The organism is Desulfitobacterium nosdiversum, from assembly GCF_049860565.1.
Taxonomy (GTDB): Bacteria; Bacillota; Desulfitobacteriia; order Desulfitobacteriales; family Desulfitobacteriaceae; genus Desulfitobacterium_A; species Desulfitobacterium_A nosdiversum.
Genome location: NZ_CP172056.1, coordinates 197,887 through 211,103, shown reverse-complemented (window position 1 = coordinate 211,103; position 13,217 = coordinate 197,887). Strand labels below are relative to the sequence as shown.

The window sequence follows — 13,217 nt, the reverse complement described above, 5'->3', positions numbered from 1 at the left end:
ACGGAGGGCCTGGATATGAGATTAGCAAATCAGGAAATAGAGCGAAGCGGATCAAATCTTAGCTTTATGCGCGATATAAATAAAATGATTTCTGCACAAAAACGCGATTTAGACACTTCTTTTGATGGGACCGCGGAGATTCGAAACGGGGAATTAATCATTAATCCGCCCCAGGGCTTCGGGAAGTTTCCGATAATAATGGCGGGAGAAAATGTGGAAATCTTTTTTAACGGCCAGAAAGTTGACCATCCTATTATTGCAAATGATATGGCGCATATGTGTATCTCGATGCAAGACACTAAGCCACGCACAAATCTTAAAATAGACCTTTTAAATGATAACTTAACCGCAAATTTAACCATCGAACGAATTCCAGGCAAGAAATATGCGTTGATGGATTGCCAGCCGGTGAATCAATTAAAAATCACGGGAATGTGTATTCAGGAGGAAGAGCCTGATCCGATAGAATTTAATGCAGTTATTAACTTACTCCATGAACAGGGTATTGTTTATGGAATCGATGAAGAGGCAATTCAGCGTGCAATATGTAATAAAGAACATATAATAACGACTGAAGCGGCCCGAGGGGTGGCTCCGGGTGAGAGTCAAGATGCCACAATCCAATATAATCTAGACAAAGAAAATAATTTGGAACTGACAAAGAATCCGTATGGAGATGGAAAAATTTATTCGGTTTCAACTGGGGCAATCTTGGCTATTAAAATTAAGCCTGTAATGGGTAAACCTGGGGTGGATGTAAAAGGACAGCCTATTCCAGCGGGAAAGCCCAAAGACGCGGAAATTTTGATTAAAGATGGGGTCAAACTCATCAATTCCGGGGCTGCGGCAGTTGCAACACGTGCCGGAAGGCCCGTTCTTGAAGGGTATCAAAATAAATATATATCTGTTCACCCTGTTCACATCGTGGAAGGAAATGTCGATATACGGGTTGGAAATATTGATTTCGCAGGGGATATCGTCATTACGGGAAGTGTGCTTGATGGATTTTCGGTTAAAGCGGGCGGCAGTATTCAGGTTAAAGGGGATGTAATGCATGCTTTCCTTTCAGCACATGGAAGTATCTCTGTTCATAAAAAGGTCCTTTCTTCGAGATTACAAGCTGGTTTTTCGACTTTAGCCTATAAAATGATCTATAAAGTTTTACAAAAGATATCCATTCGTTTGGAAAATATGATCGCGGCGATAAAGCTTATTAAAATTCAACCGGCTTTTACCACGACGGATCTTCATCAAAAAGGAGATGGTCAGCTTATTCAGCTTTTAATCGATTTCAATTTTAAGGATCTGCCTAAGCTTGTTCAAAACTTAATACAAATTATTCTTAACGAAAAAGAAGAAAAGTTTTTGCCTTTCATCATAGAAACAGCACAACAGTTAGGCAAGAACTTATGTAACCTCGGTCCAATAAAGATTATGAAAGACAGTGAAATTAGTGATTTAAGGAATAAAGTCGTGAGTGCAATTGAAAAAATTGATCTTATGATCTCGGATTCCGCTGATATTACTTTAAGCTATGCTCAAAACAGTGATATTAAAGCGAGTGGAAATATTACGATTACAGGTCAGGGGGCTATTATTTCACGCTTGGAAGCGGGCCGTAAAATTTCTATCGAACAAGGGGTTGTCAGAGGGGGGGAGTTGATCGCGAGAGAAGCGATTAAAGTCTCGGAGATAGGATCAACTCAGGATGCCGAAGTCAAAGTAAATCTTATGGAAAGCTGTTCTTTTGCAGCGGGAACTGTACGTCCCTCGATACGGATTATTCATGGAAGTCAAATGGAAATCATCCAGGAAATGGGCTATAACCTAAAGGTTCAAATTGACAATAATCGTCTCAGCGTCATAAACTTGAGCCTTTCGTAAAGGAGCAAACAAAATGCTATTGGAAATAAAGAGTCAAAAAGAAAATGGAAAGGGAAAATTAAGCTTAGCAGGGGTACTCGATATTTCGACGGTGGATTCCTTTAAAATATCCTTAGAGTATTTCGCTGATGTTCAGGAGTTAGCGATCGATTTCGCAAAAATCAAGTTCATTGATTCGACCGGAGTGGGTGGAATTATTCATGCTTTTAAATATTTTAGTGAAACTAACCGCAAGATTAAGGTGACAGCGATCTCCTCTGACGTTTTTGAAATCTTTGATATTCTAGGCCTTCCTGAAATTTTTGGACGCGAGCTTTTTGAGATTGTGACATGAGACATAAAACTATTAATGAAACAAATCCGTATCGGGATTTCTTGATAAGGGGCGGGATAGTCTCTTTAATTATCGCAGTTGCTTTGGCAATATTTGAGATTGCCAATATGTTCATCCTGGATAACTTCGTATTGCCGAAATATGTAAATCTCCTCATCGAAATTGGGATGCTCACTGTAGAAATGATACCCACGCTTTATTTCTTTGTTTATAAACCCATGAAGTTTTTACTGAATAAGGACTTAGAACGGACGAAACAACAAAAAGAACAAATCTTTAAGGTCTATAGTGATGTTCTTTATTCCGCTTCTCAGGGAAAGATTAACTTATGGGAGACTGATCAAATTGCGCCTCTGAATCAAGAGGGAGAATTAATCGGCCATATTATGTTAAAAAGATCTGAAGACGTAAATAATGCCCGAGAATTAACAACGAAGATTTTAAAAAAGCACCATGTTGAACAAAAACGCAGTAATCATATTATTCTTTGTGTTTCTGAAGCAACAACAAATGTCATCAAACATGCCTTTTATGGTCATTTAGAAATTCGTAAATTAGATAATAGTTACCTTAGAATTTTTATTTCTGACTCCGGCCCGGGAATGGATCTTCAAAAGCTGCCTAATTTTCTGCTTCTGCAGGGATTTTCAACAAAGGATTCCATGGGAGTAGGTTTTACACTCATGTTTAAATATGCTGAAAAGGTTTATTTAGCACCTTGGAGTCACGGTACCATCCTGGCCTTGGATTTTGCAATTTGACCTTATTGAGAATGAGGTTCTATTTTTTTGTTTTGAGGAACATTAAAGCCTTCAAACAAGGGATAAAATAAAGGTATAATTATAAGTAATATCTTAAAAGAAACATATAATTGTGAAGGAATAGTCTTAGACTAAAGGAGGGGTTAGTGGTGAATAATATTACAAAAAATATTCTTGTCATCGATGTAGGTTCAGGTACGCAAGATATACTCTTGTTTCAACCTGGAAAGAATATTGAAAATTGCCCAAAATTCGTTGTTCCGAGCCGAACGCAAATCGTTGCTGCTCAAATTCGCCAAGCTACTGCCCAGGGACAAGATATATTCCTTCATGGTCATTTAATGGGCGGAGGTGCGTGCGGGTTAGCTTTAAGAAAGCATTTAAAAGCGGGGCTTAAAGCTTATGCTACCGAACAAACCGCTTTAACCTTTAATGACAGCCTTGAATGGGTTAAAGGAATGGGAGTTCTTATTTGCAATGAGCCTCCAACGGAAGCAGCCTCTATCTGGTTAAGTGACTTAGATACGGCAAGCTTAAACCAAGCAATTAAAGCTTTTGGATTAGAAGTACCGGATCAATTGGCCATTGCGGTTCAAGATCATGGATTTAGTACACGGGAAAGCAACCGGAGTGTAAGATTTCGGTTATGGAAGGAGTTTATTAATAACGGCGGGAATTTAAAGGAACTCGTTTTTACGGGAGATATTCCTCACGTTTATACACGGATGCATGCTGTACGGGAGATCGCACCACTGGCTGTGGTTACAGATACGGGTACGGCTGCTCTTCTTGGAATATTAACAGATCCCTATATACAGCCTTATTTAGAAGAAGGAATGCTTGCTATAAATATTGGCAATTCGCATACCTTAGGGGCGGCTATCCAAGGAAATCGAGTGTATGGAATTTTTGAACACCATACTAGTTCTTTAGGACTTGATTCATTGTCTGCCCTTGTGCAGCGCTTTCAGAAAGCGTGTTTAACTCATGAGGAAGTATATAAGGACGGCGGACACGGTGTGGCCATGCATCCGGATATGAAAGCAGGCTGGAATTTCATTGCTGTCGCCGGACCTCGCCGAGAAATGGCAAAACCACTTCATTGGTATGAAGTGGCACCTTTTGGGGATATGATGCTGACCGGGTGTTTCGGAATGCTGAAAGGTCTTAATCTTATTTAGTTAGAAGGATCGACACTTGAAACGTCCTGCTTCTTTGTCCAGCGGTTTGAATCGCGGACTCGGTATTTTTCCATCATACGGGAGAAAGCATCCTCCAAGTCGATATTTAAGGAATTGGCCATACTGATTATGATAAACAAGATGTCGGCCATTTCCAAAGCAAGATCTCCTTCAGGTTCAGTTGGCTTCTTGGGCTTTTGTCCATAACGGTGGTTGACTTCCCGGGCGAGTTCTCCGACCTCTTCAGTTAAACGCAGCATCATGGAGGCGGGTTGCCAATACCCTTCTTCAAATTGGGCAATCCAATCATCTACTTGCTTTTGCCAATCTTTAATATCCAAAACACGTCCTCCTTGTAAAAAAATTGAAATTTTTACGTTTCTATTATTCCATTTCTGTTAATTAAAGTGTAAAATTATTTTTCGAGACAGGCAAGGGATTCTCACTTTAAATGTAGAACCGAAAGTATTAAGATAGAAGTTATTCTAGATTTGATAATTATAAAATTGACAGAGGAGGTAGACCGTGGCTCAGTTTCTTTCACAAATGCGTATACCGTTTGACTGGCGCAGTGCAATTGATATTGCTGTTGTTGCGGTCGTGCTCTATCAGCTGCTTATGCTGATTAGGGGGACTCGTGCTGTCCAACTTCTGAAAGGGATTGCCGTCCTTCTTGCTGTTTCTACTGTGGCCAAATATTTACATCTTAATACGATCAACTGGCTTCTAGAAAAAGTTTGGCAAATGCTGTTTGTGGCATTGCCGGTTGTATTTCAGCCTGAGCTGCGCCGGACCTTGGAACAATTGGGCAGGGGCCGCTTTTTTGTCCGTCATCCTTTAAGCTTAGGAACGGAAGCCTTTGATCAATTGATTGAAGAGCTTGTACGCTGCAGTCAGGTTTTATCGAAGAACCGAATAGGCGCATTGATGGTGATTGAACGGGAGACAGGAGTTCAGGAGTTTGTTGAAACAGGAATTAAGATTGATGGGGTCGTATCTTCTGAGTTCTTAGTGAACGTCTTTATCCCGAATACACCTCTTCATGACGGGGCAGTCATTATTCGCGGCGATCGTGTCGCGGCAGCGGGTTGTTTTTTGCCCCTATCCGAGAATCCTAATATCCAAAAGGAGCTTGGAACGCGTCACCGTGCAGCCATTGGCCTTACTGAGGTCTCGGATTCTTTAATTATTATTGTATCGGAAGAAACAGGTGCGATTTCCGTTGCTTTAGACGGAGTACTGACACGTTTCCTCGATGAAAAGACGTTGAGGGATTTATTGAAAAGAGAGTTGCAAGTCAAGCCCAATAAGAGCTACGTACCTTTCTGGAGGTCTTAATCATGCATGAGGTATTTAAACGGAATCTAGGTTATAAAATAGTTTCCCTGCTCTTGGCCATTTTATTTTGGCTTTGGGTGACAAATACGAGTACAGGATCGAGCGTTAGCTTAGACGGAGATCAGACGCTGACTATTCCTTTGGTAACGCAAAATGTTCCAGCGAATTCGGTGGTCATGACAAAGCTTCCCTCTGTACGTGTCCGCTTACAAGGGACTAACCCTAGTGTGAATGTCAAGGATTTATTCGCTTATGTTGATCTTTCAGGAGCAAAACCGGGTGAACATAACTTTGCGATTAAAATGGATGCGATACCCGGAATCCAAATTATGGAGTTGAATCCACAAAACATTACCCTCAATATTGATACGGTTCAAGAAAAAATGCTTCCCGTTCAGGCGAGTGTATCAGGCACGCCTGCGGAAGGGAAGGAAGTTGGAAATTTAATCATTAAACCTTCGGTTGTTAATGTCCGTGGACCGGGTTCTGTGCTGGCCGCTTTGGATAAGGTTGTCGTAAACGTCAATATTGCCGGAGTATCGGATTCCTTTGCTAAATCACTTCCTGTTTTGTTCCGGGATAAAAAAGGTGACTTGATCTTTAATCCTGATCCCAATATTGAAATTATGAATGCTACTCCAAACAGCGTCGATGTAGTTGTACCTATTTTACCTAAAGGATCAGCCAGCAAGACTATTCCGATTAAAGTTACGAGCAAAGGGGATCCAGCAGCGGGGATGAGCTTGCGTTCTCTTCAAGTCGTACCGGATCGGGTTCAGGTTTGGGGAACAACCGATGCACTAAAAAATATAGATGTTCTTGACTTAGGAACAGTTGATTTAACTGGCCTTACTGAAGATAAATCCATTCAAATCTCCGGAGGCAAAGTAAGTTTGCCTAATGGAATTACCTTTGGACCGGGAACGAATTTTACCGTTGTTGCAAGTATCGGAAAATCAGCTCAAAGTAAAACGATCTCTGGAGTTCCTGTTACGGTCAAAAATGTTCCCAGTGATCTTGTCCTGGATCAATCACCGGGGAGTGTCGATGTAACGGTTGAAGGGCTTCCTGAAGTATTAAATACATTAACAGCGAGCCAAATTTCTCTCTGGGTCGATGCCAATGGACAGACTGCGGGAATACATTCGGATGTTAAGCCATATTGGCAGCTTCCGTCAGGAGTTCAGATGGTGTCCGTGCCGAATGTGTCGTATAGTTTAAAGGGTAAGTAATTAAAATTAACACAATCGTAACTCTTAAAAGTTCGGGTCGTGTAGCTTCTCTCACATTCGCTCACTTACCGCTACGGGACTGGCGTTCTTGCTTTCGTAGCAGCTATCTTCAGCGGATAAGCATTCTTTGGAGATAGCCGCTTCGAGCGAAAATGTCCACCGGACACTTTCGTGCCAAACCTCGGGTAATACCTGAAGTGAACCGGTGGCTACGCTATCTACGAAAGCATCTTACGCCTTATCGTCCCTCCGCGAAAGCGTTCACGTCTGTGCGAGAAGCTACGCTAACGGGTCTTTAAGTTGTTCTGAAAGTCCTAAGGGACTTTCAATTGTTTTGGGTAAGTTAATCTAGTTTTAATAAACTAAAAGCCGAGATCCTTCAAACTATTGCGAAAGCTCTTATAACTATCGGGTCTTTCGATTATGAAAGCTTCCATTATTCCCTATCCTATTTAAGGATGAGTCAATTGGAGTTTGGCGTTTCGTTCCTCAACATAAACCAAGTTCTCTACACTGCCCTCCTCGAGATTGTCAGCGTCTATGGGATAAGCTGCGATGAGGGCTTTATTGTATTATTAGGGCTTTTTCAGCGTAAGATAGCATGAGAGCCTATTATAGGAGGTATCCGGTTGGATCTCATTTGGACAAACCTGCGAGTTCCGGTGGAAGAGGAAGAGTCTTTTCTTCTGGCACGTGTGGCTCGTAAATTGAAAGTCCCTCCTCAAAGTATATCCGGATTACGAATCGTACGCCGATCTGTCGATGCGCGGAAGAAACCGCAGCTTTTTTTCTCATATACTTTAGGGTTTAGTCTGGAATCCCCCTTAAAAGAAATAGAGCGGATATTAAGCCGGAATAAAGATATAAAAGCGGAACCCGTAGAAGAGAAAGTTCTGTTGCTTAAGCCTGCCCGTAAATTGGCCCACAGGCCTATTGTGATTGGAGCGGGTCCTGCCGGATATTTTGCGGCTTTGGCTCTTGCCCGAAAAGGATATGCCCCGATTGTTCTTGAACGGGGAGATGATGTCGTCGAGCGGACACGGAAGGTTGATGAATTCTGGAAGTCCGGTAATTTAGATACGGAAAGTAATGTCCAATTCGGCGAGGGCGGAGCAGGAACCTTTTCGGATGGAAAACTTACGACTCGAATTTCCGATCGCCGGATAACGGATGTTTTACAGGCGTTTGTCAACCAGGGGGCGCCGGCTGAAATTCGTTTTCTGGCAAAGCCTCATATCGGAACGGACATTCTCAAGACCGTGGTTCAAGGACTTCGCCAAGAGATTACTGCGCTAGGGGGAGAAGTTCGTTTTCGGATGAAACTGACCGGGTTGCAAATTTCCAATGGAAAACTGACAGGGGTCAGGGTTAATGAAAATGAAATAGTACCTGCTGAAACGGTTATTTTGGCCATCGGGCATAGTGCTCGGGATACGTATGAAATGCTTTTGGAGCATGAGATCCGCATTGAGCAGAAAGCTTTTGCTATTGGGGTTCGTGTTGAGCATCCGCAGGAACTGATCAATCGTTCCCAATACGGGGTTGAAGAACATCCAAAGCTTGGGCCGGCAGATTATCAGTTAACGTATCAGGACCTTCCTACCGGCCGAGGTGCTTATGCCTTCTGTATGTGTCCTGGAGGGAAAGTTGTGGCGGCTGCATCAGAAGAAGAACGGCTGGTCACGAATGGCATGAGTGAATATAAGCGTGATACAGGAATTGCGAACAGTGCCTTGGTTGTTACAGTTGGACAAAATGACTTCGGCAGCGATCATCCTTTAGCAGGAATTGAGTTTCAACGGCATTGGGAACATCAGGCTTTTATTTCTGGAGGAAGAAATTATCATGCACCTGCCCAAAGTGTGCGGGATTTTCTGGCCAATCAAATCTCAGACTCTTTCTCCTTAAAGCCTAGTTACATTCCTGGCGTAACAGCGGTCGATTTGCATTGTGTTTTACCTCAGCCGGTTAGCGAAGTTCTGGAACGTGCCCTTGTTTCCTTTGATCATAAGATTAAAGGCTTCGCGGGAGAAATGGCTGTTTTAATTGGAGTAGAAACTCGTACGAGTGCGCCGATTCGTATTACCCGGGATGAAAACGGTGAAGCATTGGGGGTAAAGGGGCTTTTTCCAGCGGGAGAAGGAGCAGGTTATGCGGGGGGAATTGTTAGTGCTGCGGTGGATGGCTTGCGCAGTGCGGAACGTCTCATGGCTCAGTATGCTCCAACATCATGATCGATGCCGCCTAAACTTCAGCTGACCTAAAGCCAATCTGAACAAGTTTTTTTTATGCTTTTTTAGGGCTAAATAGGATAAACTCAGATTGCCGAAGAACGAATATGCGTGTAGAATATTGAACATGAATGAGTATTTGGGAAAAAGTTTAGATTATAAATTACTAACCAGGAAGGGGATTAACCTTGGGTAAATTATTTGGAACTGATGGTGTTCGTGGTGTAGCAAATAAAGGGTTGACACCGAACTTGGCTTTTCATTTGGGCCAGGCAGGAGCTTATGTTTTAAGCAAAGAACATCCTCATCCGCGAATTATTATTGGTAAAGATACTCGAATTTCCGGAGATATGTTAGAGGCGGCACTGATTGCAGGAATTTGTTCGGTAGGAGCGGATGTATTGCGTGTAGGTGTTTTACCCACACCGGGGATCGCATTTTTAACCCGGACTTTAGATGTTAGCGCAGGGGTTGTTATTTCTGCTTCGCATAATCCAGTTCAAGATAATGGAATTAAATTCTTCTCTTCTACAGGCTATAAATTGCCGGATGCAATTGAAGATGAAATTGAAGGAATTCTCCTGAGCGAGGAAAAGCCTTGGGAAGCTCCAATCGGCGGAGAAGTCGGCCGGGTAATTGAAATCCATGATGCTGAACGGCGTTATATGAATTTCCTTAAGAATACAGTCGGACGTCTTGACGGGCTTAAGGTTGTCTTAGATACAGCCAATGGGGCTGCTTCCCATGTAGGACCTAAGCTTTTAAAAGAGCTGGGCATAGAGGTTATTCCGATTTGTAATCAACCGGACGGTGTTAATATTAATGCAGCGTGCGGCTCAACTCACCCTGAGACCTTGCAAAAGGCTGTACTTGAGCATAAAGCTGATTTAGGTCTCGCCAATGATGGAGATGCGGACCGCCTGATTGCAGTTGACGAAAATGGCAGAGTCGTCGATGGTGACTTTATCATGGTTATCTGTGCTTTAGCTCTTAAAGCAAAAGGAAAATTAGCGAAAAATGCGCTTGTCGTTACGGTAATGAGTAACCTTGGTTTGCATATTGCACTTAAAAATGCGGGTATCCAGATCTTTGAGACCCAAGTCGGTGACCGTTATGTTATGGAGGAACTCTTAAGAACCGGCGCTAAGCTGGGCGGAGAACAATCCGGTCATATCATTTTCCTCGAGCATAATACAACCGGAGATGGATTGCTGACAGCGCTTCAGCTTCTGTCTGTTATGAAAGAACAGGGAAAATCTCTATCTGCTTTGGCTGCCCAAATGCAACGGTTGCCTCAAGTTCTAATCAATGCTCGCGTTCAAAATAAAGAAAAATCCATGAATCATCCTGAGGTTCTAAAGAAAGTTGAAGAAGTTAAAAAAATCTTAGGAGACAGCGGACGGATTCTTGTTCGGCCTTCGGGGACTGAACCGCTTGTGCGCGTCATGGTTGAGGGGCAGGATCAAAACCAGCTCAAAGTATTGGCTCAATCCGTGATTGATGTGATCAATCAAAACCTTTAAGTTTAAAATCGGTTGACAGAAGAAGCCAAATCATTCTGAAATTCAGTTATGTAAAAAATTGGTGTAGCTATTTTATAAAAATCGCGTATAATGGTTCGTGTATGTTCGCGTTATTCTTTGTCTGGCGAATAACACAAATAGGTGTTGGGGGCATAGAATAGGGTGTGAGGTACACGAACCTATTTATATTAAAAATATAGGAGGTGGGTTTTAAAGGATTAACTAATTGATTGTTCTATGCGTTAGAAAAAATTTTTGGCAGTATTATAAGCGCCTGGACCGTATACGATTTTAAATACGGTTGACGAGGAAGAGGGTTATCGAAAGTTTCGGCGGGTTCCCTCTCGGTGGTTTGGCACCGTAGACTTATGACAAAACTGTGGAGTAATCTGCAGGACAAAACGTAAGTTTCAAAACAAGGGGTAGGTATATTTTCCGTTCCCTTGGTTAGTTATAGCCAGGATTTTTTCTAAGTCGCCTAGAAGGTGGCTTTTTTTGTATATTTTTTATGTTCTGTTGAACGAAAGGAGAGAAAAGAATTCATGTGTGGAATTGTTGGTTATATTGGAAAACGCCCGGCCGTACCTGTTCTTTTAGCAGGTCTGGAAAAACTGGAGTATCGGGGTTATGACTCCGCCGGGATTGCTGTTTTGGACGAAACAGGAATCTCAACCTGCAAAACGGTAGGAAAGTTAGCTGCTTTGGAAAATAAACTGGGTCAGGATTATCCTCAATCCGGTATTGGAATCGGACATACGCGTTGGGCGACCCATGGACGTCCATCGGATTTGAATTCCCATCCGCACTTAGACACGGAAGAGCAGTTCGCTGTTGTTCATAATGGTATTATCGAGAACTATATGGAATTAAAAGAATGGTTAATCGAGCAAGGCCATGAATTTATTTCCGAAACGGATACCGAAGTCCTGCCCCACTTAGTCAGTTATTACTATGAAGGCAACCTTGAGGCAGCTGTCCGTAAGGTTTTAGAAAAGATTCGCGGTTCCTTTGCAATTGTTGTGATGAGCCGTCGGGACCCCTCTCGCATTGTCGCCGCCCGTAAAGACAGTCCGATGGTTGTTGGATTAGGTGAGGGAGAGTTCTTTGTTGCCAGTGATATTCCTGCGATTTTGAACTATACCCGTAAAACCTATATCCTTGAAGACGGCGAGATGGTCGTTCTTACAAGAGATGGTGTTACAGTGACCGACTTTAAAGGCAACCCCAGATCCAAAGAGGTTTATGAAGTGAAGTGGGATGCAGTAGCTGCCGAAAAAGGGGGCTATGACCACTTTATGCTTAAGGAAATTTTTGAGCAGCCAAAAGCCCTAAAAGACACAATGACAGGCCGCCTGGATGAGCAAAAAGTTATTCTGCAGGAAGTAAATTTAACGCCGGAGGAAGTTAAGGACATCCGTAAAGTTTTTATTGTGGCCTGCGGAACGGCTTGGCATGCAGGACTTGTCGGTAAAACACTGATCGAGCACTGGGTTCGTGTACCTGTAGAAGTAGATATCGCTTCTGAATTCCGTTATCGTTCACCCCTGATTGACGAACATACCTTAGTTGTAGTGATCAGTCAGTCCGGTGAGACGGCGGATACCTTGGCAGCGCTTCGTGAAGCGAAGAAGTTGGGTGCTCGTGTTGTGGCAGTTACGAATGTTGTCGGCAGCTCAGTTTCCCGTGAAGCGCATGATGTTATTTATACCTGGGCTGGTCCTGAAATCGCGGTGGCTTCGACAAAAGCCTATACCACCCAGCTTGAAGGAATGGTTTTACTTGGGTTATACCTGGCTCAAACCCGCGGAACTATGGCACCCGAGCAGATCGGCAAAGTGATTGCGGCTTTGAAAGAGATTCCGGCTCAAGCTCAAAAATTGCTGGATCAAGCCGAGAATATTAAAGATTTTGCTCAGTCCTTTGTTAAAGTGGAAGATACCTTCTTTATCGGTCGGAGTCTCGACTGGAATGTAGCGATGGAAGGTTCTCTGAAATTGAAGGAAATCTCGTATATTCATGCCGAAGCGTATGCAGCAGGAGAGTTGAAACATGGAACGCTGGCTTTGATTACCGAGCAAACGCCTGTTATTGCTCTCGCGACGCAAATGGATGTCTACGAAAAAACCGTTTCAAATATTAAAGAAGTTAAAGCTCGGGATGCAAAGGTCATCGGGATTACCTTCGAAGGCAACACAGATCTGGCGAAATCGGTCGATCATGTGATCTATTTACCAAAGACCGTATCTGAGCTTGCTCCTATTCTCACTGTAATTCCGTTGCAGCTCTTAGCGTATTATGTATCTGTGGCTAGAGGGTGTGACGTGGATAAACCAAGGAATTTGGCAAAATCAGTGACTGTGGAATAAGTCTTCTATTAAGTTAATCTTTATTGGTATCTTGAAATATAGTTTTACAAGATGAAAAGAGTTTTATCAAATAGAAATTAGTTTTGTCATAACAAATATAAAGCAGGTGTTAGACGATTTAAGTGCTAATACCTGCTTTTTTGATGAATTAAAGAAATTACACTGATATTTTAGGAGGGATTTTTAGAAAAGGATGTAAATTTGAACTTCTACATTTTGCTAAGTAATAGTTTTTGTACTGTTGCGCCAAAATGAAAGTCGATAAAATCATGGAGGAGATGTATGGCTAAAATAATATATGAAATTAAAGAAAGTCTCGGTATGTTCTCTGAATCGACGAAAGGCTGGACAAAGGAATTAAACCTTG

The 13,217-nt window shown here is 42.5% G+C and carries 10 protein-coding genes; 9 read left to right on the top strand and 1 reads right to left on the bottom strand.

All coding sequences use genetic code 11. The features are described from left to right. The first annotated feature begins 15 nt into the window (after positions 1–15). From ACHOLT_RS01045 to ACHOLT_RS01030, 4 genes are all read left to right on the top strand, one after another. The gene (locus ACHOLT_RS01045) at positions 16–1,884 is read left to right on the top strand and encodes a DUF342 domain-containing protein (protein ID WP_425805200.1); all 1,869 of its coding nucleotides are present in this window, start codon (positions 16–18) and stop codon (positions 1,882–1,884) included. A 13-nt stretch (positions 1,885–1,897) separates the two neighbouring features. Then, positions 1,898–2,218 (top strand): STAS domain-containing protein, encoded by a 321-nt coding sequence (locus ACHOLT_RS01040; protein ID WP_425805199.1) that lies wholly within the window; start codon positions 1,898–1,900, stop codon positions 2,216–2,218. Next, on the top strand, positions 2,215–2,979 hold the full coding sequence (locus ACHOLT_RS01035) for an ATP-binding protein (protein ID WP_425805198.1): 765 nt from the start codon (positions 2,215–2,217) through the stop codon (positions 2,977–2,979). The genes ACHOLT_RS01040 and ACHOLT_RS01035 overlap by 4 nt, the downstream gene beginning before the upstream one ends. A gap of 149 nt (positions 2,980–3,128) precedes the next feature. Beyond that, on the top strand, positions 3,129–4,160 hold the full coding sequence (locus tag ACHOLT_RS01030) for a DUF1786 domain-containing protein (protein WP_425805197.1): 1,032 nt from the start codon (positions 3,129–3,131) through the stop codon (positions 4,158–4,160). Here the strand turns inward: ACHOLT_RS01030 and ACHOLT_RS01025 are convergent. Next, complete coding sequence (locus tag ACHOLT_RS01025) at positions 4,157–4,501, bottom strand: nucleotide pyrophosphohydrolase (RefSeq protein ID WP_425805196.1); 345 nt, start codon at positions 4,499–4,501, stop codon at positions 4,157–4,159. The two genes, ACHOLT_RS01030 and ACHOLT_RS01025, sit on opposite strands and share 4 nt — an antisense overlap. A gap of 184 nt (positions 4,502–4,685) precedes the next feature. Between ACHOLT_RS01025 and cdaA the strand changes: the two genes are divergently transcribed. The 5 genes from cdaA to glmS all read left to right on the top strand — a co-directional run bounded on the left by cdaA (position 4,686) and on the right by glmS (position 12,850). Then, positions 4,686–5,498 carry a diadenylate cyclase CdaA gene (cdaA, locus tag ACHOLT_RS01020; protein ID WP_425805195.1) on the top strand — a complete coding sequence of 271 codons (813 nt, stop codon included), beginning with the start codon at positions 4,686–4,688 and terminating at the stop codon, positions 5,496–5,498. Between the two features lie 2 nt (positions 5,499–5,500). Next, entirely contained in the window at positions 5,501–6,730 is a 1,230-nt protein-coding gene (locus ACHOLT_RS01015) for a CdaR family protein (protein ID WP_425805194.1), read from the top strand. A 629-nt stretch (positions 6,731–7,359) separates the two neighbouring features. Beyond that, positions 7,360–8,964 carry an NAD(P)/FAD-dependent oxidoreductase gene (locus tag ACHOLT_RS01010; protein ID WP_425805193.1) on the top strand — a complete coding sequence of 535 codons (1,605 nt, stop codon included), beginning with the start codon at positions 7,360–7,362 and terminating at the stop codon, positions 8,962–8,964. 185 nt (positions 8,965–9,149) lie between these two features. Next, a complete protein-coding gene (gene glmM / locus ACHOLT_RS01005) occupies positions 9,150–10,484 on the top strand; it encodes a phosphoglucosamine mutase (protein ID WP_425805191.1) in 1,335 nt (444 codons plus the stop codon). 542 nt (positions 10,485–11,026) lie between these two features. Continuing rightward, positions 11,027–12,850, top strand: coding sequence for a glutamine--fructose-6-phosphate transaminase (isomerizing) (glmS, locus tag ACHOLT_RS01000; protein WP_425805189.1), 1,824 nt, complete (start codon positions 11,027–11,029; stop codon positions 12,848–12,850). The last annotated feature ends 367 nt before the right edge of the window (positions 12,851–13,217 follow it).

Bases quoted from the DNA above. Each gene is read 5' to 3' on its own strand.
- ACHOLT_RS01045 (WP_425805200.1), top strand. From the start codon at position 16: ATGAGATTAGCAAATCAGGAAATAGAGCGAAGCGGATCAAATCTTAGC.
- ACHOLT_RS01040 (WP_425805199.1), top strand. From the start codon at position 1,898: ATGCTATTGGAAATAAAGAGTCAAAAAGAAAATGGAAAGGGAAAATTA.
- ACHOLT_RS01035 (WP_425805198.1), top strand. From the start codon at position 2,215: ATGAGACATAAAACTATTAATGAAACAAATCCGTATCGGGATTTCTTG.
- ACHOLT_RS01015 (WP_425805194.1), top strand. From the start codon at position 5,501: ATGCATGAGGTATTTAAACGGAATCTAGGTTATAAAATAGTTTCCCTG.
- glmS (WP_425805189.1), top strand. From the start codon at position 11,027: ATGTGTGGAATTGTTGGTTATATTGGAAAACGCCCGGCCGTACCTGTT.